Origin of the sequence: Amycolatopsis pigmentata, assembly GCF_042684065.1 — a bacterium.
GTDB classification, from domain to species: domain Bacteria; phylum Actinomycetota; class Actinomycetes; order Mycobacteriales; family Pseudonocardiaceae; genus Amycolatopsis_E; species Amycolatopsis_E pigmentata.
Window position 1 is genome coordinate 278,149 of sequence record NZ_JBHUKR010000020.1, and the last position, 20,509, is coordinate 298,657.

19 protein-coding genes are annotated in these 20,509 nt (G+C 70.1%); 7 read left to right on the forward strand and 12 right to left on the reverse strand.

Features of this window, described 5'->3' with window-relative positions; translation table 11 throughout:
• Positions 1–2 precede the first annotated feature (2 nt).
• The gene (locus ACFSXZ_RS30815; protein ID WP_378268928.1) at positions 3–1,220 is read right to left on the reverse strand and encodes an acyl-CoA dehydrogenase; all 1,218 of its coding nucleotides are present in this window, start codon (positions 1,218–1,220) and stop codon (positions 3–5) included.
• A gap of 125 nt (positions 1,221–1,345) precedes the next feature.
• On the opposite strand from ACFSXZ_RS30815, the gene ACFSXZ_RS30820 reads away from it, so the two are divergent.
• The 3 genes from ACFSXZ_RS30820 to ACFSXZ_RS30830 all read left to right on the forward strand — a co-directional run bounded on the left by ACFSXZ_RS30820 (position 1,346) and on the right by ACFSXZ_RS30830 (position 3,540).
• A complete protein-coding gene (locus tag ACFSXZ_RS30820) occupies positions 1,346–1,747 on the forward strand; it encodes a cupin domain-containing protein (RefSeq protein WP_378268929.1) in 402 nt (133 codons plus the stop codon).
• Complete coding sequence (locus tag ACFSXZ_RS30825; RefSeq protein ID WP_378268931.1) at positions 1,740–2,618, forward strand: NAD(P)-dependent oxidoreductase; 879 nt, start codon at positions 1,740–1,742, stop codon at positions 2,616–2,618. The genes ACFSXZ_RS30820 and ACFSXZ_RS30825 overlap by 8 nt, the downstream gene beginning before the upstream one ends.
• A gap of 76 nt (positions 2,619–2,694) precedes the next feature.
• Entirely contained in the window at positions 2,695–3,540 is an 846-nt protein-coding gene (locus ACFSXZ_RS30830) for an SDR family NAD(P)-dependent oxidoreductase (protein ID WP_378268933.1), read from the forward strand.
• Here ACFSXZ_RS30830 and ACFSXZ_RS30835 read toward each other — a convergent pair whose 3' ends face one another.
• From ACFSXZ_RS30835 to ACFSXZ_RS30865, 7 genes are all read right to left on the reverse strand, one after another.
• A complete protein-coding gene (locus tag ACFSXZ_RS30835; protein WP_378268935.1) occupies positions 3,541–4,251 on the reverse strand; it encodes a GntR family transcriptional regulator in 711 nt (236 codons plus the stop codon).
• A 76-nt stretch (positions 4,252–4,327) separates the two neighbouring features.
• Complete coding sequence (locus tag ACFSXZ_RS30840) at positions 4,328–8,419, reverse strand: non-ribosomal peptide synthetase (RefSeq protein ID WP_378268936.1); 4,092 nt, start codon at positions 8,417–8,419, stop codon at positions 4,328–4,330.
• Entirely contained in the window at positions 8,403–8,933 is a 531-nt protein-coding gene (locus tag ACFSXZ_RS30845) for an SET domain-containing protein-lysine N-methyltransferase (RefSeq protein WP_378268938.1), read from the reverse strand. Before ACFSXZ_RS30845 ends, ACFSXZ_RS30840 begins: the two co-directional genes overlap by 17 nt.
• A gap of 376 nt (positions 8,934–9,309) precedes the next feature.
• Positions 9,310–9,693 carry a VOC family protein gene (locus tag ACFSXZ_RS30850; protein WP_378268939.1) on the reverse strand — a complete coding sequence of 128 codons (384 nt, stop codon included), beginning with the start codon at positions 9,691–9,693 and terminating at the stop codon, positions 9,310–9,312.
• Positions 9,693–10,061 (reverse strand): hypothetical protein, encoded by a 369-nt coding sequence (locus tag ACFSXZ_RS30855; protein WP_378268941.1) that lies wholly within the window; start codon positions 10,059–10,061, stop codon positions 9,693–9,695. Before ACFSXZ_RS30855 ends, ACFSXZ_RS30850 begins: the two co-directional genes overlap by 1 nt.
• Positions 10,051–11,691 carry a hypothetical protein gene (locus ACFSXZ_RS30860; RefSeq protein WP_378268942.1) on the reverse strand — a complete coding sequence of 547 codons (1,641 nt, stop codon included), beginning with the start codon at positions 11,689–11,691 and terminating at the stop codon, positions 10,051–10,053. The genes ACFSXZ_RS30855 and ACFSXZ_RS30860 overlap by 11 nt, the downstream gene beginning before the upstream one ends.
• A gap of 8 nt (positions 11,692–11,699) precedes the next feature.
• Positions 11,700–12,263 carry a hypothetical protein gene (locus ACFSXZ_RS30865; protein ID WP_378268944.1) on the reverse strand — a complete coding sequence of 188 codons (564 nt, stop codon included), beginning with the start codon at positions 12,261–12,263 and terminating at the stop codon, positions 11,700–11,702.
• A gap of 180 nt (positions 12,264–12,443) precedes the next feature.
• Between ACFSXZ_RS30865 and ACFSXZ_RS30870 the strand changes: the two genes are divergently transcribed.
• The 3 genes from ACFSXZ_RS30870 (at position 12,444) to ACFSXZ_RS30880 (ending at position 17,517) form a co-directional block, all read left to right on the forward strand.
• Positions 12,444–12,896, forward strand: a complete 453-nt coding sequence (locus tag ACFSXZ_RS30870; RefSeq protein WP_378268946.1) for a hypothetical protein — start codon at positions 12,444–12,446, stop codon at positions 12,894–12,896.
• A gap of 16 nt (positions 12,897–12,912) precedes the next feature.
• Positions 12,913–17,280, forward strand: a complete 4,368-nt coding sequence (locus ACFSXZ_RS30875) for a cation-translocating P-type ATPase (RefSeq protein WP_378268948.1) — start codon at positions 12,913–12,915, stop codon at positions 17,278–17,280.
• A gap of 111 nt (positions 17,281–17,391) precedes the next feature.
• Positions 17,392–17,517, forward strand: coding sequence for a hypothetical protein (locus ACFSXZ_RS30880; RefSeq protein WP_378268950.1), 126 nt, complete (start codon positions 17,392–17,394; stop codon positions 17,515–17,517).
• Between the two features lie 30 nt (positions 17,518–17,547).
• Here the strand turns inward: ACFSXZ_RS30880 and ACFSXZ_RS30885 are convergent, their stop codons facing one another.
• The 4 genes from ACFSXZ_RS30885 to ACFSXZ_RS30900 all read right to left on the reverse strand — a co-directional run bounded on the left by ACFSXZ_RS30885 (position 17,548) and on the right by ACFSXZ_RS30900 (position 19,755).
• Positions 17,548–17,946 carry an STAS domain-containing protein gene (locus ACFSXZ_RS30885; protein WP_378268952.1) on the reverse strand — a complete coding sequence of 133 codons (399 nt, stop codon included), beginning with the start codon at positions 17,944–17,946 and terminating at the stop codon, positions 17,548–17,550.
• 53 nt (positions 17,947–17,999) lie between these two features.
• Positions 18,000–18,443 (reverse strand): ATP-binding protein, encoded by a 444-nt coding sequence (locus ACFSXZ_RS30890; protein ID WP_378268954.1) that lies wholly within the window; start codon positions 18,441–18,443, stop codon positions 18,000–18,002.
• Between the two features lie 140 nt (positions 18,444–18,583).
• Positions 18,584–18,997, reverse strand: coding sequence for an STAS domain-containing protein (locus ACFSXZ_RS30895; RefSeq protein ID WP_378268956.1), 414 nt, complete (start codon positions 18,995–18,997; stop codon positions 18,584–18,586).
• Between the two features lie 212 nt (positions 18,998–19,209).
• Positions 19,210–19,755 carry a hypothetical protein gene (locus ACFSXZ_RS30900; protein WP_378268958.1) on the reverse strand — a complete coding sequence of 182 codons (546 nt, stop codon included), beginning with the start codon at positions 19,753–19,755 and terminating at the stop codon, positions 19,210–19,212.
• Between the two features lie 117 nt (positions 19,756–19,872).
• Here ACFSXZ_RS30900 and ACFSXZ_RS30905 point away from each other — a divergent pair, with 117 nt between their 5' ends.
• Complete coding sequence (locus ACFSXZ_RS30905) at positions 19,873–20,508, forward strand: cupin domain-containing protein (RefSeq protein WP_378268960.1); 636 nt, start codon at positions 19,873–19,875, stop codon at positions 20,506–20,508.
• Position 20,509 lies beyond the last annotated feature (1 nt).

Sequence of the window (20,509 nt, forward strand, 5' to 3'; positions counted from 1 at the left end):
GTTCAGGCCTCCTCGAGGCCCAGCAGGAGCCGGGCGGTCCGCCGGAACGCCTGCTCGCGCAGCATCGGGTTGCGGTGCACCAGGAGCATCGCGAGGTCGCGGAAGATCCGTTCGAACCGCTCACCGTGCCGTATCGTCGAAGCACCTACCGTGCGCAGCAGGTCGTTTTCGACGGTTTCCCAGACCCCGACGCACACTTCGCGCACCACGCCCGCCAAGCTCCAGTCGTCGAGGAACGTGTACTCCCGGGTGCCGTCCGCCGTCTGCCCGCAGTACTCCATGTGCTCGGCGATCACGCCGTTCAGCGCCGCTTCCGCGGTCCGGAGCTTGGTGTAGCAGGCGCCGTAGAGACGCTGGTAGTCGGCGTCCTCGATCCGCGGCACGATGGGCAGGTACGGCGTCTTGCGGGTCCGCATCAACCGCTCGTACTCGTCGAGCGCGAGGAAACCGCCGCCGACCGCCAGCGCGGCGAGCGAGGTGGTGAAGGTGACGAGACCACGCCCGGCGTACAGCGAGTTGCCGTGCAGCCGGGAGCCGACGGTGCCGTCCTTGACCGAAAAGTTGATCATGTCGGCGTCCTCGAGGAACATCGACGAGTCCAGGAACGCGCCGGTGAACCGGATACTCTCCGAACCGGTCGCCTTGAGCCCCAGCGAATCCCCCCAGTTGTGGAGCCGTTCGAACGCCGAGCGTGGCGCGAGGTACATGCCCATACGTTCACCGGTGCCGTCCTCCTGCTCGAGCATGGCCTGCCCGAGAAAGTAGGTGGCATAGGGGATTCCCGAGCAATAGTCGACCACGCCGTCGAGGAGATAACCCCCGTCGGTGCGGCGGGCCTTCACCGTGGGCGCGGCCACCGACGCGGCGCGGAAGTCGCCGCCGCCGAACACGCGGTCCTGCACCTCTTCGGGGAACCAGGACGCGACCTGCAACGCGTGGTTGGCGGCGAGGGTGAAGCACCACGCCGTGCCGAGATCGCCGCGAGCGAGTTCCTTGACCACGTCGAAGAACACCCGGGGCGAGACCTCCAGGCCCCCGTAGCGCTTGGGCACGAACATGTCGTAGAACCGGGCACCGAGGAATTTCCGGTGCATTTCCTCGGAGTAATAGGTGAGGTCCTCGGCCCCGGCCTGATTCTCGAGCAGCTCCGGCCGCAAGGCGATCGCTCGCTCGACGAGGTCGGAACCGGCCGGTGACGCGCTGACCTCCATGATCGTCATACAATCAGCCGTTTTGCCCGCTGTCAACGCACGGTGACTTGCCCCCGCCCGGCACAACATCATATCGTCAGACAATGTGACAAGGCAGGCCACCAGGACGGCCGGCCGAACGACGAGGAGTGACCATGAAGCACGTCCGGCCCGCCGACCGTGTCGGCACGGCCCGCAAGACCGGCTCCCAGTTCACCGGGACGGTCAACTCGTTCCTCACGCTGTCCGCCGACGGTGTCATCGTCAACACCGTCGACTTCACACCGGGCGCCCGCACCTTCTGGCACACCCATGAGCACGGTCAGATCCTCCAGGTCCTCGCCGGCCAGGGCCGGGTCGGCACGGCCGAGGGCGTGCGGGTGCTGCGGCCGGGCGACACCGTGTGGTGCCCTCCTGGCGAGCGGCACTGGCACGGCGCGGGAGCGGAGTCGTTCATGACCCACACGGCGATCTCGCTGGGTGTGACCTCCTGGGCCGAAGAAGTCGACGACGCGACCTACACCACCGAAGCCGATGGCGAGTCCGGCGATGAGTGAGCGCGTCGCTTTCCTGGGGCTCGGCAAGATGGGTGCGCCCATGTCCCGGCGGCTCGTCGAGGCGGGTGTCCGGCTGGCCGGCTTCGACCCCGAGCCCTCCGCGCGCCGCGCGCTCGAGGAGGCCGGCGGAGAGACCGCGGAGACCGCGGCCGGCGCGATCACGGGTGCCACCGTGATCGTGCTGATGCTCCCCAGTTCCGCGGTCGTGGAGGCGGTTCTCGGCGACGAGGCCGTCCGTGCCGTGCTCGCGCCGGGCAGCATCGTCGTCGACATGAGCTCGTCGGACCCGGTGTCGACGCGTGCGCTCGCGAAGAAACTGGCGGCCGGGAAGGTCGCACTGGTGGACGCACCGGTCTCGGGTGGCGTGGTGCGCGCGAAGGACGGCACGCTCACGATCATGACCGGCGGTGATCCGGCCGACCTGGAACGGGTCGCCCCGGTGCTGGCCGCTTTCGGCACCGCGCGCCGCGCCGGCGACGTGGGCGCGGGACACGCCCTGAAGGCGATCAACAACCTGCTCTCCGCGGTGCATCTGCTGGCCACCGCCGAAGGCGTCGAAGCGGGACGGCGTTTCGGGCTGGACCCCGAGGTGATGGTGTCGTTGATCAACACCTCCAGCGGCCGCAGCGGATCCAGCGAGAACAAGTTCCCCAACTACGTGTTCCCCGGGACCTACGATTCCGGTTTCACCGTCGGCCTGATGCTCAAGGACATCCGCATCGCCGCGAGCCTGGCCGAGGAGGTCGGCGCGCCGGTCACGCTGGGTGGCAAGGCGGTCGAACTGTGGGCCCAGGCCGAAGCCGCGCTCGGCGGGCAGGCGGACCACACCGAGATCGCGCGCTGGGTCCAGGCGAAGAAGGATCTTCGATGACCGTGCCCGGTCGCGGCGGTCAAGGTGACCAGCGGGCGCACCGTCGCCAACTCGCGGGAACAGGAGCGTCCTGAACATGGTCCACAACGGACTTGCCGGGAAGGTCGTCGTCGTCACCGGGGCGGCGGGAGGCATCGGAAAGGCCGCCGCGCACCGCCTGTCCGCCGAAGGCATGTCGGTGGTGGTGGTCGATCTCGACGAGGCGAACGCGAACCAGGTGGCCGCCGGGCTGCCGGGCGAGGCGATCGGGGTCGGGGCCGACGTCAGTTCGGAGTCCGATGTGGACACCTACATGGCGCGTGCGGTGGCCCGGTTCGGCCGGGTCGACTGCCACTTCCTCAACGCGGGCATTCCCGGCTCGACGACGCCGCTCCCCGACGTCGAGGCCAGCGAGTGGGACGCGATCATGGGGGTGAACCTGCGTGGTCCGTTCCTCGGGGTGCGCGCCGCGTTCCGGCACTACCACGAACGGGGCACCGCGGGCTCGATCGTGGTGACGGCCTCCATCGCGAGTCTGTCCGGCAGCAACGATCTGCTCGCCTACACCACTTCCAAACACGGTGTCGTCGGACTGGTGCGGGGAGCCGCGGTCTACGGCGGTCCGGTCGGCGTGCGGGTCAACGCCGTCGCGCCGGGCATCGTGCCCACGCCGCTGTTCGGCGAGCAGGGCATGGCCGGGATGGCACACCGCGCGGGCACGTCCCCGTTGCGCAGGCCGGGCAGGCCCGAGGAGATCGCGGGCGCGGTGGCGTACCTGCTCAGCGACGACGCTTCCTACGTCACCGGCAGCGTCCTGTCCGTCGACGGCGGTTCGCACGTCCAGAACACCGCCCGCAACGGTGGCGGGGCCGGGTTGTGGGATCCCGCGGGGATCGACGCTCCCCTGCGTGCCCGGCACGGAAGCGCGCGGGCGGCCGAGTGATCAGACGGCTTCGCCGAGCCCCTTGATACCGGCCTTGGCGGCGTTGGCCACATGCCGGGCGCTCGCCCGCTGGGCGGCCCGGGAGTCCCGGGCCTCGATCGCCTCGACCAGGGCCCGGAGTTCCTGCACGGCCTGCCGCGGACGCTCCTCGCTGGAGGACAGTGAGGTCGCGCGGAGCAGGCTGACCCGCGCGTGCAACTGAGTCAGGCTGGCCTGGAGAGCCCGGTTGCCCGCCCCCCTGGCGAGCAGGTCGTAGAGCTTGTCCTTGAGCTTGAGCATCGACGCGGTGCCGCCGCCGCGCTCCACGGTCTGTTCGAACTGGGTGAACGCCTTGCGCACGGCCACGACCTCGGCGTCGGAGGCGTTCTCGATGAACTTCTTCACCAGATGCCCCTCGAGCACCCCGCGCAGTTCGTAAAGCTCCTCGGCCTCCTCGGCGGAGGGGGCGACCACGACCGCGCCCTTCTGCGGAATGGTCTTGACCAGGCCCTCGGCGGCGAGTTCGCGGATGACCTCGCGGATGGTGGTGCGGGAGACCCCCGTGCTGTCGATCAGCTCCCGCTCGATCAGGCGCTGCCCCGGCTTGAAGCGGAAGCTCAGGATGGCATCCCGGAGAACCTCGAGCACCTGCTCGCGCAGCGGGGCCGAGACACGGCCGATCCGGCCGGACAGATCGGGGCCCGGGCTGCCCATCTTGACGGACTCCACCACGGGGCAACCCTACGGCATGCCCGTGAGGCGGACAAACCAGCTCCGGCCCTTCTCCCGCAAGGTATCCCCGCGTCGTTCAGGGAGCCTCCCGGTCCATCGCGGGACGCCTGCGCGAGGCACGGTGCCTGCCGCCGCCGATCAGGATCGGCTGCCCCGGCCAGGTCGGGAAGCCCGCCTCGTGCCGCCGGGCGTGGCGGACCATGCCCGGCCGCGCGCTCCCGTCCAGTGCCCGGGTCGGCGCGCCCTCGTACCGGCGGTCCGGCAGCAACCGTTCCTGTTTCATGACCACGCTGTGCGGCGCGACCACGGTGTTCTCCCCGATTTCCGCGCCGTACAAGGGAACCGTCGCGTGGCCGAGGGTGGAACCGGCGCCGACCCGGACCGGGGCGATCTTGAGCACCCGGTCCTCGAAGGTGTGGGCCTGGAACATGGCGCTCACCGTGGCCCCGTCCGCGATTTCGAGCATGTCGGGGTCGACGATCTGGGCGAAACCTTCCGAGAACACCACCCGGGAACCGATCTTCATGCCGGTCCGCCGGAGGTAGACCGCGAGCAGCAGCGTGCCCTCCAACGTGGCCAGTGCCCGTCCGGCGATGAAACCCCATGCCACGTAAAGGAAATCCCATCGGCTGCACCAGCACGACCACAGCGGGTGAGTGCCCGGGCGTACCCGGCCCAGCAAACCCCATTTCAGCGCCAGCACGAACAGGCACAGCGAAGCCACCGTCGCGAGCGTGACCGCCGGGACGCCCAGCAGCACCAGCGGCAGCAACGGCAGCAGACCGGAGACCTGGTCGACGCCCCACACCCAGCCGAGCCCCGCGAGCATCGGCACGATCGGCAGGGCGAAGCGGAGCCATTCCCAGAACACCCGCGTGAGCACCCTGGCGAACGACGGGTCGTGGGTCAGCGAGCGGTCCACGCTCACGATCTCCCGCTGTGGCAACTCGAACGGCGGATGCCCGAACCAGGACGTGCCCGGCAGGATCAGCCGGTCGTCGGCCAGAGTGGAAATCCCGATCAGGATGTCGGAGGGCAGCCGCTGCCCGCCGCGGATCACCGCGTGGTTGCCCAGGAAGGTGTTGGCGCCCAGGACGACGGGTTCCAGCGCGACCGTGCCCTGGTGGACCCGGGGCCCGCCGAGATAGATGCCGTCCGCGAAGAAGGTGTCCGGCCCGATCTCGATGAGTTCCGGCACCACGTCGATGATGGTGCTGATTTCACAGCCACGGCCGATCCGCATTCCCGCGACCCGCAGCCACGGCGGCCAGAACAGCCCGCCCGACAGCCAGCGCCCGGCCGAACTCACCAGCCCGGTCTTCAGGGCCACCCGGACATAGGCGGTGCTCCACCGGCCGATCACGCCGGGCCGGACCGTACCCAGGCATCGGCAGGCCAGCGCCTCCATGGCCACGGCGAGGAACAGCGACAGGCACCCGGAAAAGCCGATGGCCGCCAGCAGCGGCAGGTTGGCCATCGGCTGGGCCAGCGCGTCGAGCAGGGACTCGTAGGTGAGCCCGAACCGGTAGACGATCAGCAGGGACAGGGCCAGCGACGGCAGCGCGAGCACCCACTGCAGAAGGTCCCGGCTTCCGATCATGAGCAGCCCGTGCGCGATCGGCGACAGGCTCCGCGTGCTCACCCGCGGCGGCGGTCCCGCATCGCCGACGGGCTTGGCCGGCACGCCTTCCCACCGTTGCCCGTCGGGGATCGAGCGGCCCGAGGGCAGCGAAGAAAGCGCTGTCAGGCAGGCTCCCCGGCCGACCCGGGTGTCCGGGCACACCCCGGCGCGCACCTCCAGGGTGGCGCCGTCGGCGATGGTGACCGGGCCGAGCACCACCTGCCGGCGTTCGAGCGAGATCAACCCGATCGACGCGTCCTGGCCGATCGAGACGTCGTCACCGATGTGCAGCATGTCCCAGCCGCCACGGGAAAGGTCCACGCCGCGATGGATGTGCACCCGGTTCCCGACCCGGGCCCCCAGCGAGCGCAGCACCATGCACTGGAACTCGGTGCCGGCGATCCGGCCCCACGGGATCAGCCGCATGAACTGCCGGACGATCCACATGCGCACGGCGAAACCGCTCCACACCGAGGCCCGCACCGGCGTGTACCGGCCGATGAAGACCTTCTTGGCTCGCACCGCCAGTGCGATGGTGAACGGGGAAAGCGCGGTGCGGCCCACGGTCAGCACCACCGGGGCGACGAAGAGGAGCGGGATGAGGCCGATGTGGTCGGCCACCCACGGCAGCACCCGGAAGAAGAGGAAGTAGGCCACCGCCGAGCCCACGAGCAGTTCCACCACCAGCCAGACGGCCTGGACGGTCGTGGCGCCGATCGGGTTCCCCGCCGGTGTCCTTCGTGGTCGTTCGAGCTTCACCGTGCCCGACTCCTCGGAAGGAGCGGCGAGCGCGGCGAGCCCCTCGACCGTGCGGGCCTGGTAGAGGTCGCGCACGGTGATCCCCGAAGTCGCGGGGTCGGCCCGCAGCGCGGTGATGACGACGGCCGCGGTCAGCGAACTGCCGCCGAGGTCGGTGAAGAAGTCCGCGTCCACCGGGGGCGGCGCGCCCAGTGAGAGCGCCTCGGCCACCGCCGTGGAAATGAGCTGTTCCATCGGTGTACGCGCGGCCGGGCCGGTCTGCTGTTGTTCCTGCGTCAGCGTCGGCAGGTCGTTGCGGCGCACCTTGCCGCCGGCGGTTCTCGGCAGCTCGTCGATGAGACCGAAGGCCGAGGGCATCATGTAGGTGGGCAGCGCCTTTGCCAGGGCTTCACGCAATTCCGGGATCGCGGGCGGATTGCCGGGGTCTTCGGGTATGAGGTGCGCGGCCAGGTTCTCGCCCTGCACGCGGCAGGCCGCTTCCCGCACGCCCGGGCACCGGGCGAGGACCGATTCGATCGCCTCCAGTTCGATCCGGTACCCGCGCAGTTTGACCTGTGAGTCGATGCGGCCGTGATAGAACAGCGTGCCGTCCGCGTCGGCGTGCACGAGGTCGCCGGTGCGGTAGATCTTGCCGAACGTCGGGTGCTGCGGGAACTTCTCGGCCGTCAGGTCGGGACGGTTGAGGTAGCCCAACGCGATCCCGGCACCTCCCATGCACAGCTCACCCTGCTCACCGGTGGGCACCGGCTCGAGGTTCTCGTCGAGGACCCACGCCCACATGCCCGGCACCGGACTGCCGATCGCCACCGGCCTGCCCGGCACGATGTCCTGGCGAAGGCAGGTGATGCTGCATTCGGTGGGCCCGTACCCGTTGACCATCCGGCGGCCCACGGACCACCGCTCGGCCACGTCTTCCGGTAGCGCCTCGCCGCCGACGTAGAGCAGGCGGAGGTCGGGCAGTTCCCGTCGCGGGTCCTCGCATCCGGTCGTGCGGAGCAGGGTCGGCGGCGGGCACAGGACGGTGATGCGCTCCTCGCGCAGCCACGGCACCAGGTCCGGGCCGAGCCGTGCGGTGTCGTCGTCCATCACCACCACGGTCGCGCCGCTGGCCAGGGCCAGCCACACCTCTTCGACCGATGAGTCGTAGGCGGCCGACGACCCCTGGGCCACCCGGTCCCCCGGCCCGAGACCGAACTCGCCCAGGTCACCCTCGACCAGGTTGACCACGCCCCGGTGCGGCACCATCACGCCCTTCGGCGCGCCGGTACTGCCCGAGGTGTAGATGAGGTAGGCCAGGCTGTCCGGTCCGGGTGCGGCGGGCAGGTAGGCCGTCGACACGGCGACCGGGCGGTCGACCCGCACCACCGGCCCGCGGTAGCCGATCCGCTCCGCCCGCTCGGCACCCTCGGCATCGGTCAGCAGCGCCGACGCGCCCGCGTCATCGAAGATGTGAGTCACCTGATCGTCCGGGAACGACGGATCGACACAGACGTAGGCGGCCGCCGCGCGCAGCACGGCCAGTTGCGCCGCGTAGACCTGTTCCGTGCTGCGGCGGAGCATGATCGCGACGATCTGCCCCGGCGCCGCGACCGCCAGCACGGCCCGCGCGAGCCGCTCGGACTCGCGCCGGAGCTCCAGGTAGGTGACGGTCGTGCGCGACCGCCCCGGCCCGGGCGGGACGTCGATCGCGACCGCTTCCGGCCAGGTGGCCGCCGCGCGGTCGAAGTACTCGTGGAGCGCGGGTGGCCTGCCCGCGTCGAACCAGTCCGACTCAGCGGTGAGCGACACGCTGAGGCTCCTCGCCGTTGCCGTAGTCCAGCAGCGCCAGCAGGTGGTCGGACAGCCACGGGCGCAGGCGCTCCCGGTCCGCCGGCGCCAGGTGGGCGAAACCGGCGACCCGGCGCACGCAGTGTTCGGCGCCGCAGCGGCACTCGAACGGCTCGGCCAGCTCGAACTCGGTGGTGTTGTAGTCGAAGGTGATCTCTTCGCGCGGCTGGATGGCCCGGACCGAGTACACCTCGCGGTCGCGGATGGCCACGCTCGGGGCGCAGCTGTGGTTCATGAACCGCCAGTAGAAGCGGTCCATGATCTCCTCGATACCGTAACTGGGCGGCAGGTCCAGGTGCCGGTCCTGGCCGAGTTGCACCGAATAGCGGGTCGGTGTCCCGGTCAGTTCCCCGTCGAGGCGGAACATCAAGGTGCCCGGCGGTACCGGACGGCGCGCGACAAGCGCGTACTCACCGCCCGCGCGCAGCACTGCCACCTGGTTCGCCCCGGCCTGACGACTCATGGTCTCCGTCATCGCGACCTTCCCATGCCGTTGACGCTGTCCACGTCCCGTGCCCGGCGTCCTGCCGGGCCCACACTGAGAACAACGCTGCGGGATTTCGCGCGGTTCAATCCCGGCCACATCAGTTTCCAGAAAGCCGTGTTCGGCCCGTCACCGAAGAACCGGACGAAGGCCACTTTGAGGACAAGCCCGGACCCTTCGGGCTCGTCTTCGCAGGTAAAACGGGTGTGTGCGACCGGAGAGCCCGCGCGCGACAATCTTCCGGGCCACCGTGAAAACTGTGAAATTTCGTCGGAATTTACCGATTTTCACGGCACCCGGGATCGGTTTCGAAAACGTATTACCGCGATTCCACGCCGATTCGGGGTCGCCGGTGTGGTGGACGGGGCTATTCGTGGCTCGTGTCGACGACACAGAATCGGTTGCCCTCGGTGTCGGCGAGCACCACGAAATCCGGCGACTCCGGATAAAGATCCCATTCGACCCGGACGGCGCCGAGCGACACCAGCCGTTCCACCTCCGCGGCCTGCTCGGCGGCGCTGTCCGTGTAGAGATCCAGGTGGACGCGGGGCACGTCCTGAACCGGCGCCGTGCTGGTGTCCAAAGCCAGCGCCGCGCCCTGGCCGCCGGGTGGGACGAGGACCACGAAATCGGCTTCCGGTCCAGGTTCGCCTTGGCGTGGCACATATCCGAGCGCCTGCCGCCAGAAGGCGACCGCCCGCCTCAGATCTCCGGCTCCCATCACCGTCGTGCCGATGCGCAACGGAGCCATCAGCTCAACGCCCCGTGGATGGCTTCGCTGAGCTGAGTGACGGCAGTGACCAGTGGCGGGACCGGCTTGACGAGGGTGGTGAGCCGTTCGAGCAAGCGGCCGAGTACTCCACGGTCGGGCTCGGGGCGGTTCAGTTCCTCACGCAGGATCTCGGCGGTCGCCTTGGTGGTGCCCGGAAGTTCGGCGTCGTGCCGCTCCAGGAGTTCCTCCAGCGTTTCGAGCAACCGCTCGGTGGTTTCGCCGCCGGACCCGGACGCGAGCCGGATGTCGCGGCTCACGGCCTTCGCGCCCGGCCCGACGGCCTGGTTGCCGACGATGCTCTGGCCGCCGGACTGCTGGATGCCGTAGTTCGGCGAGTCATCCCGCATTCGCTGTCTCCTGGGAATTCCGGGGCGGGACCGTCGTGGTCGTCTGTGTCGCGGTCGCGCCCAGCCCGACCGCCTGGTTGCCGACGTGGCTGACGCCGCCGGTCTGGACGATACCCTGGTTGAGGATCACCATCTGCCGGTTGGCGAACTCGGTGGTGTCCACCTCGTGCTCGTCGAGAAAGTCCAGCACGGCGGTCAGCACGTGCCGCTCGACGATCTTGAGATGTTTGTGGACGTCGGTGTTCTGGAAATAGTTGTGGGATACCGCGTCCTCCGCCATCTGCCGCACACTGAAACGGGCACCATAGTCGTACCCGAGGTCTTCCCCGGCGAGGTGGCGGTTCCGTTCCAGGCGCGCGCGATGGCGTATCCCCGCCAGGCCGACCCGCAGGACCCGGCCTGGCGCTCCGGCCACGAGGGAGGGCAGCCTGGCCGCCGAGGAAAGCAGCATCCTGCCGATCTGCCCGGGGACCGGGGTGTCGGTGAGCCGGTCGACATGGTGGTACTGCGACCAGACCGGCCCGAGGATCGCCCGATCGCATTGGAAGTAGAGCAGCCTGCCGTCCGTGGAGAAATGCAGGAACGTGCTCGCCACCATCTCCTCGCCCCACGACCGCACTTCGGCGCAGAGGAAATACCGCGCGCTGCCGTTCGGCTGCCCGGCGATTTCCCGGATCTCTTCGGGCGTCAGGTTCTGGCGGGGCGGAAGGTCGCGACGCGGCAGGAAACGGGAGCCCAGCGCCTCGCCGCTGACGAAGATCCGGTCGGTGATGTGCAGGCCTTCGAGCGGTTCACCCGAACCCTCCCCGGCCTGTCCCAAGGCGACGAGCCGGTTCCGGACATGCTCGATCAGTTCTCCGACATCGATCTCGACCACCTCGCCGGGATCGGTGCGTCCGCGCCGTGAGGTCGGCAGGGCGAACGCCCAGCCCACCATCGCCGTGCCGTATCCGAGGAACGGGGTGAACCCGCTGTAGGGCGTCACATTCCCGTACTGGGTCGCTTCGATCGCGCCGAGGATGGGCGCCACCCACTCCTCCCGTGGTCGTGGTGCCGCCTCCGGCCGGAACCTGCTGCGCGCCAGTTCGCCGATCACGACCTGCCGGGTGGTCAGCACGTCCCAGGCCAGCGCCCCGTACATCACGAGCACCACCGGCAATCCCAGCCAGGGCACGCCGGTGAGCCAGCCCGGCAGGCCGACGGCTTCGGGGTCCCCGCCGCTCGGGGTGAGTCCGCTGATCAGCACCGCGAGCAGGACGGGAATCGCCACCATCAGCAGGGCAGGCACCACCGGCCAGGTCCGGCCGCGCCCGCCCGGCCGCCGCACCGTGCCGGCCAGCGCGGCGATCACGAGCAACGACAGCACCGTCCACAGGAGAGAGACGACGAGCGCGATCACGACACACACCACCAGCGCGAGATCGCGCAGATACCACTGCCGCCGCGCGGCCAGGCAGTGCAGCACCACCGGCCGCAGGTCGAAGCCCACCGACGGTGCCGTGGCGCGGAGGTCACCGGCGAACACCCCGTTCAGCACCCGGTTGGCGAAGTTCTCGTCCGTGCGGGCGGCCACACACAGATACCGCGTCACCTGACCGGAGGTGGCGCGGGCGGCATCGGGTTCGGTCACGTCGATCCTCACCACAGCGAAGGGGGTTCGTTCTCAGGGCGGTCCGTCCCCGGGTTCCGGTACGCGTGCGCGGCGACCGCCCCGAGCGCGATCCCGAACACCAATCCGAACAGCGTGGCCTGGATCAACGGGGTCATGACGAGGTTTTCGAAGGCATCCGACCCCAGGTAGTCCCAGTCGTTCCGTCCGTTCGGCTGCCCGGCGACGACCGTGGCGAGCAGCGCGCCGGACACGGCGGCCACGGACGCCGCGAGCACCGTCGTGCCCACGAGAGCGGCGAACGCCCCGCCCCCCGGCGACGACCGGGCGAGACGGCGCAACCCGAAGACCATCAAGGCGACGAAAAGCACCGCTCGCAGGTCCAGCGCCCAGAAGTTCCATTCGTTGCCGGGCTGCGGGCTCAGCCGCCAGCGCGGGAAAATCACCACCGAATACAGCGGGAACCCCGGGCCCGGGAAGCTCTTCACCACCAGATCGGCCACCACCTGGTTCGCGGCGAGCAGCACATAGCAGAGGACAAGGGAGATTCCCGGTGCACGGGCCACCCCCCGGCCGGCGATCGGAATCGTCACGGGCATGACGGTAGCCGTGGCGCCGGCTCCCGCTCTACGGCCGTGACGGTGACCGTGACGATTTTTCTTGTCCCGCAGACGGATCGGCGAAGATGGTCACACTGGGCCGAATGGTGCAATTGATAATGGACCGGACGTAGCATTGAACGGGTCTCGCGAGTCACGACCGAGGGAGTGCCGATGCCCAAGTCACCGCGAACCCGCACCGAGCAGCCCGCGAAGGCGCCGTCCGGCCGGCGGAAGAACGAAAAGCAGGCGGAACGCGGCTCGAAGGTCGATTTGCCGTTCGCCACCGGCAAATTCCACGCCCCGGACCTGTCCGGAATGCGGCCGCGGAACGTCATCGCCGCCACGCGATCGCTGTTGCCGTCACCGCGGGAGGCCGCCTACTACGGCGGTCTCGCGTTGCTGGCCGCCTTCGAAGTGATCGAATGGCCGGTGGCCGTCGCGATCGGCGTCGGCGCCGCGGTGATGGGCCGCGGCCACGGCGAAAGCGGCGCCGGGGAAAAGCCGGAGACCCACGAGGGCGACGGGCACCGGCGGGAACGGGCGCCCACCGGGCGGAGCACGGCCACGTCGCGGCGTGAAGGGACGGCCGCCAGGCGGAGCACGGCCGCGGCGCGGCGCAAGTAGGCGCTGGACGCCCGACATGCCGGTCATCCGTCTCCTGAACGCCCTCAACCAGCTCGTCAAGCCCTTCGCCGGCTCTCTCGGCGCGGTCTCCGACCTGGTCTCCGGCGGTGACGGCCGCCGCGCGTGGACGGCCGGGGACCGGATGCACGTCGAGGTCCGCGGCGTGCACCAGCCGGGTACCGAGGACGCGGCGGAGGCGCTGCGGCAACGGCTGCTGGACCTCGACGGCGTCCGCGCCGTGGAGATCAACGCCCACTGGGGCCGCGCGATCGTCATCCACGATCCCACCGTGACCAACGTGAGCGACGTGGTCGACGCGGTGAAGGAGATCGAGGAGGACTGGGACCTGCGCGCCCACGGCCAAGCACCCGCCAGCGCTCGTCACCCCGCGAATCCCGGACCCGTGCTCAGGGAGGCGACCGCCCTCGGCATCAGCCTCGTCGGCGCGGGGTACTCGCTGGCCGGGCGGGCGCTGCCGGGAAAGTTGCCCACGGTGTGGCCGACGCTGATCTCCCTGGTGGACTCCTCGCCCCGGCTGCGGTCCGGGGTCGAGCGGCAGATCGGTCGTCCCCTCGCCGACGCGATCTTCGCCGTCGGTGGCGCCACCGGGCAGGCGCTCGCGCGAAGCCCGCTCGGACTGCTGAGCCACGCCGCCTCGCGGTTGGTGGTGCAGCGGGAATTGGTCGCCCGCCGGCAGGCCTGGGAGCGGTGGGAAGCCGCGGTGGCCGGGCAACCGGGAATGCACGAGGCGGAAGCGCTGGAGCACCGGCCGCGTCCGGTTCCCGTCCCCGCCGGCCCGATCGAGAGGCTGACCGACGCTTCGGTGGTCGCCGCGCTCGCCGGTTCCGGTGCGATGCTCGCGGTGACGCGGGACAGTGAACGAGCGACCGCCATCCTGATGGCGGGCCTGCCGAAAACGGCGACGGCGGGGCGAGATGCCTTCGCCAGCCGGATCGACGCCCTTTTCTCTCAAGCGGGCAGCCTGGTGCTGGAACCGGACGCCCTGCGCCGCCTGGACCGGGTCGACACCGTCGTGCTCGACACGGCGATGCTGCTCACCGGCCGGTACGCGGTGGACACCGTGGTGCCGCTCGGCCGCGCGCATCCCGCTTCCGAACTGTCGCAACGCATCCATGAGTTGCTGGACGCGCGCCATCCTCAGACCCGCCGCGAACGTGACGGCTGGGTGCTGGAAAGCGCGAGCGATACCGATCCCCCCTCGGTGCGGCGTCGCGCGAAGGAACTGGGCGGACCGGACGCGGTGGTTTTGGTGGTGTCGCACGAAAACCGCCCCGTAGGGCTGGCACGCCTGCTACCGGAAATCGACCCGATGGCCGAGGCTTTCCTCGAAGCCGCGCGGTCCGCGGGCCAGGTGCTCCTCGGTGGCGCACCGCCAGGGCTGAGCGAGCGGCTGTCCGTCGACGGCGTGGTGGCCGGAGGACGCAAGCTGGAGCGCGAGATTCGGCGACTCCAGAACGAGGGCCGGGTGGTCGCCGTGGTCACCCGCCATCGTCATGCTCTCGCGGCCGCGGACGTCGGCCTGACCGTGCACGGCGTGGGGGGCGCGGTTCCGTGGTCCGCGCACATCGCGTGTCCCGACCCCGGACAGGCGTGCCTGCTGCTTTCGGCGGTCGCCCTGGCCAGGACGACCTCCTTCGACTGCGCCCGGCTGTCCGTCGGCGGTTCCGTCCTCGGTGGCCTGCTCGGCGGTTTCGGCCCGGCGCAGGGCGCCACGACCCGCGCCTCGGTGCCGATCAACCTCGCCGCGCTGCTCGCCATCGCGGTCGGCGTGTGGCGGGGGTCCACGCTGAGCGCGCGGCCGACACCGCAACCGGTCGACCGCACCCCGTGGCACGAAATGTCACCGCGCGCGGTGCTGAAGTTGCTGTCGAGTTCCCGTGCGGGACTGCCGGAGGCGGAGTCGGCGCGACGGCACGGCAGGACCACCGAAACCGAAGAAGTCACCGAAACCGGTCTGGTGCGGGCCTCGGCGGACGAACTCGCGAACCCGTTGACGCCCGCGCTGACCGCGGGAGCGGGCATTTCGGCGAGCCTCGGCTCGATCACCGACGCACTCTTGATCACCGGCGTGCTCGTGGTGAACGCCCTCATCGGTGGCGTTCAGCGGGTCGGCGCGAACCGGGAGCTGCGGCGGCTGCTGGACACCAGTTCGGTCCCGGTGCGGTTGCGGCGCGAGGGCGTGGTGCACGAAGCCAGGGCGGCCGACCTCGCGCCGGGTGACGTGATCGAACTCCGGGCGGGCGACGCCGTTCCCGCCGACTGCCGGCTCCTCGAAGCGGCCCGGCTCGAGGTGGACGAATCCGGCCTCACCGGCGAATCCCAGCTGGTGACCAAGACGGCGAAGGCGGTCGCCGCCGACGATGTCGCCGACCGGCTTTCGATGGTCTATCAGGGCACGGTGGTGGCCTCCGGCACCGCGACGGCGGTGATCGTGGCGACCGGGGAACGCACCGAGGCCGGGCGCGCCGCACGGACCGACGGCGAAGCGCCCCGGACCGGCGTCGAGACCCGGTTGCGAACACTGGCGGGCCGCACGCTCCCGGTCGCCATCGGCGCCGGGCTCGCGTTGCTGGCTGTCGACCTGGTGCGGGGGCGGGGCCTGGCGTCGGCCCTGAGCCAATCGGTCGGCCTCGCCGTCGCCGCGGTGCCCGAGGGCCTGCCGTTCGTGGCCACGGTCGCCGAACTCGCGTCGGCCCGGCGCCTGTCACGGCAAGGTGTCCTGGTTCGCAGCGCGAGCACGATCGAGGCGCTGGGGCGGGTCGGCGTGCTGTGTTTCGACAAGACCGGGACGCTGACCCAGGGCCGGATCGCGCTGCGCAGGGTGTCCGACGGCGCGGTCGGAGCCAAGATCGACGACCTTTCTCCCCCGCTCCACGCGGTCCTCGCCGCCGCCGTGCGGGCGAGCCCGTGGCAGGAAGGCGCCGGTGTGCCGCATCCCACCGACCGCGCCGTGCTGGAAGGGGCGAGCGAGGCAGGAGTGACCGCTCATCACGGCGTCGAGGGGCTGGAGTGGGTCACCGAGATCGCCTTCGAACCCGCCCGGGGCTACCACGCGACGCTGATGCGGCACGCGGGCGGTTTTCTGCTCAGCGCCAAGGGATCGCCGGAGATCATGCTCGGCCGGTGTGTGCGCTGGCAGCGCCCGGACGGCTCGGTGCCCTTCGACGCGTCCGCGCGGCGGCAGGTGGAGGGGCAGATCGAGCGGCTGACCGAGCGTGGCTACCGGGTGCTCGCGGTGGCCGAACGCAGCGCGTCCTCCCGCGCCGAACTCGGTGACGAACGGGTCCGGCGGCTCGATTTCCGCGGCCTGATCGCGTTCGCGGATCCGGTGCGGCCGACCGCGGCCGCGGCCGTCGACCAGCTCAGGCGGGCCGGTGTCGAGGTGGTCATGGTGACCGGGGACCACCCCGGCACCGCCGAAGCCATCGGCGCCGAGCTCGACATGATCAACGGCCGCCGCGTGCTCACCGGAAGCGAGCTGGAAGCGCTCGGCGACGAAGAACTCGAAGCGGTGCTGCCCGAAATCGGCGTGTTCGCGCGAGTCAGCCCGGCGCAGAAGGCCCATCTCGTGCGCAGGCTGCGCGAGCACGGGCAGGTGGTCGCGATGACCGGCGACGGGGCCAACGACGCTCCGGCGATCCGCCTCGCCCACGTCGGCATCGCGCTCGGCTCGCGGGCCACGCCCGCGGCCCGCGAGGCCGCCGATCTCGTCGTCACCGACGACCGGATCGAGACGATCACCGCCGCGCTGCTGGAAGGCCGGGCGATGTGGTCGTCGGTCCGCGACGCGGTCGGCATCCTGCTCGGCGGCAACCTCGGCGAAATCGGCTTCACCGTCGTCTCGGGCCTGTTCGGCACGGACGACACGCTGAACGCGCGCCAGCTGTTGCTGGTCAACCTGCTCACCGACGTCCTTCCGGCGATGGCCGTGGCCGTCCGCCCGCCGCCCGGGGTGAGCCCCGCGGAACTGCTCGCGGAGGGGCCTGAAGCCTCGCTCGGCGGCGTGTTGCTGCGAGACGTCTACCGTCGCGCGGCGGTCACCGCGGGCACTGCCACGGCGGGCTGGCTGCTCGCCCGGCCGGTGAGCACCCCGCGCCAGGCGGGCACCACCGCGCTCGTGGCGCTCGTCGGCGGCCAGCTCGCCCAGACGATCGCGATCCGCGGGCGCACTCCCCTGGTCGTCGGCGCCGGGGTCGGCTCGTTCCTCCTCCTCGGCGCCGTGGTGCAGATCCCCGGGCTGAGCCAGTTCTTCGGCTGCCGGCCCCTGCTTCCGCACCAGTGGGCCATCGCCTTGGGCACCACCGGTGCGGCCGCCGCCGCGGAAGTGCTGTGGCGGTCGGGAGCCCGGACGCTCGAGAGGTAACCGGCCTTTCCGCACGTGTTAACCTCGTGCACACCTTTTGCCTGTTTTCCCCTTAACGTCCGTGCCTGACGCTGGCACCTGGAACCACCACCACGAACAGGAGTTTCACCCATGCCCGAACTGCTCGCCGGCATCCTCGCCCGCGCGGGAATGATGCTGCTCGAAGCCGTCATCGTGCGGGTGGTGCAGGAGATCTTCGCCGCGGCCGTCAAGCCGCGGGACACCGCCTTCGCCTGATCATCAGTCCGGAATGGACGGACGAACTTCCTACGGCCCGTCCTGCTTCCCTTGGGGACGCAGAGCTTCTTCCACCGTGTGGTAGAGCGAGAGCACCTGGTCGAGGCCGGAAATCTCGATAGGACGAATCACCGGACGGTTCGAGTCGACGACGATCCGTAACGGTTCCTGCCGGTTTTCGGCCTGTTTGGCGGCCCGGACCAGAGCACTCAGACCGGGTGAGCCCAGGAAGCCGACGCTCGTGAGGTCGATCACGCACAGGTGCTTCCCCGCCTGTTCGAGACCCCTGCTCGCCGCTGATTCCAGCTGTGCCGCGGTCGCCAGGTCGACCTCACCGGCCACCGTCACCACCACGGCCGACCCGGTTTCGTACACGCTTATCCGGAGGGTCGTCGAGGATGTGGCGGGGTCGTCACTGTGATCGGACACCTTGGCCACCCTACCCCCCGCGCCGGCGAGTGACCGAGACGTACCGCCTCGTGTCAGTCGTCCTCTTCAGACTCGGAACGCTCCGGACGCACGACGGACAGGTAGCCGGCCTGCTCGCGGCGAACCATGGGCAGTTCCGCCCAGACCGTCTTCCGCCCGTGGTAATGCCGCGTGCCCCATGCGGCGGTCAGCTGCTGCACCAGCAACAGCCCACGGCCGCCCGAATCGTCCGGGGTCCGCATGACCGGCCGTTCCGGCGAGGCGTCGTCGACCTCGATCCGCAGCCGTTCCCTTCCCCTGGTGAAACCCAGGTGGATCTTCCTCGGCGGAAGCCCGTGCTGCCACGCGTTGCTGACCAGTTCGTCGGCCACCAGAACCGCGTCCTCGGTCGTCACCCCCTCGTGTCCGGTGAGCCCTGCCCGAACCCATTCCCGGGCTTCGGCGAGGCTGACCGAGTCCAGATCAAGTCCGACCGGCGCCTCTGGTTCACTTTCCACCCCATGCCACCACTCCGCCGACACGACCTCTCCTCGCTCCGCTGGCCAGAGCTCTCCTGATACCCCGGCCTCCTCGCGGACAAACTCGACAGAGTCCGCGTTACCGCAGGTCATACGCAGAGTGACGAAAATCGGGCAGGCTAGTGGTCGCTCGCGCCCAGGCTGCCGAGCGCGGCGTCGTGGGTTTCGTGCACGGAGAAGGTCGGCCACAACCCGGAGGCCTCCAGTGGCCGCCGCACCGCGTAGGTGGAGACCACGAGTTCCAGGGGAACGTCCGCCGCTTCCGCCCGCTTGCGCAGACTCACCAGCAGATGCAAACCGCAGGAGGCACAGAAACCCACTTCCGACAGGTCGACGATCAGGGCGCTGGTGTCCGCGGCGGGCTCGTGTTCCAGCGCCCGGTCCAGCTGCCCGACACTCACCCAGTCGATCTCGCCCGAGGCGATCACGCGCGTGATTCCCGCCGGGCGGCGGATGACCTTCACGGCCAGGGCAGGCGAACGGGACTCGCCGTCCGTGCTGGAGTACGCCTCACCACTGCTCCGAAAACACAAGATGTTTCCATTCTCACCTGGCGGCCGGGCACGAAGTGCCGTCCCCTTACCGCCTTCTGACCGGAAAGCGCCTTCGCGCCCTTTTCTGACGGTACGGACCATTCGCGGGCCCGACAACTTGCCGGTCGGCAAGTGAGTCGTGAGACGCGTCACCGCGGGCGAAACGGGAACGCGTTCTCGCGCAACGATTCGAATGGAAGCGAGACCGCCCGTCAACCGTTCTGGCGCTTGGCGAACCTGGCGCGCACCTCCGGCCGGCTCACCGCCACGATCAGGGCGATCAGCACCACCGCCTGCAGCCCCTGCTCGACCCGCATCCACACGGGGTACTGCCCGGCGATGATCAGGTAGGCGATACCGCCCAGCCCGGCGATGCAGATGTAATAAAGCCGGATGTAGGCGCCCCGGGAACCGCGGCGCAACGCGTAGGCGCGCCAGATGTAGACCGCGGAAACCAGCACCATGGCGCCGAGCCTGCTCCACAACGCGGTTTGCAGCGTGCGGCGGAGCAGGTCGATCTCGGCGGGAGTGGCCGAGGCGGGCAGGTGCGCGTGCGCCAGCTGGAAGTCCAGCACGCTGTCCTTCAGGATCAGCGTGAGGATGGCGGTCAGCACGCTGAGACCGAGGTTGACGAACATGATGACGAGGACGAGGCGCAACGCCTTGTCGCCCCGGCTCGCCTCTTCCCGGGGCATCTCGACCGGCGGGGCGCTCGGCAGGTCGCCCGGGGTGGAGTCCGAACTGAATGACGGTTGCATGGAACAGATCCAACCACTCGCGCCCCTTCCGTGGAGGAACTTTTCACGAGCTCGTTGCCGGGCGCACGGGCGTGGTCCGTGGCACGCTGGAGGAGGCGCGTGCACGAGGAGCGGTGAATGGAAGCCCAGGTCGGGAGGCGGATACGGCGGGAGCGGCAACGGCATGGGCTGACGCTGCGGGAACTCGCCGGCCGGATCGGTATCTCTGCCAGCATGCTGTCGCAGGTCGAGACGGGCCGGAGCCATGCTTCCGTCACCACGCTCTACAACCTGGTCCAGGAGCTCGACCTGGCGCTGGAGGATCTGTTCGAGGACGAGCGGATGCCGGAGCACGGTCCCGTCGATTCCCCGCCGGTCCGGCGTCCCGGCCTGCGTCTCGACCGCGACCGGCCGGTCGAACGCGGCTGCGACCGGGTGCGGATCCAGCTGGAGACCGGCGTGGTGTGGAACCGGGTGGCGCACCTGGGCACCGAGGCCGCGCACATCATGGAGGTGACCTACCCACCCGGCAGCACCTCGGCCGAGGAGGGCCGGTTCCAGCAGCACGAAGGCATCGACTTCGCGTATGTCCTGGCCGGGCAGCTGAACCTCCATCTGGGGTTCGACACCTACATCCTCACCCCCGGCGACACCGCGGCCTTCGACGCGGGTGAGGCGCACATGCTGGAAAACAGCGGCACCATGGACGCGCGGGCCCTCTGGGTGGTCTTCCGGCCCTGCCCCGACGAAACCGGCCGTCCACAGTGGCGCTGAG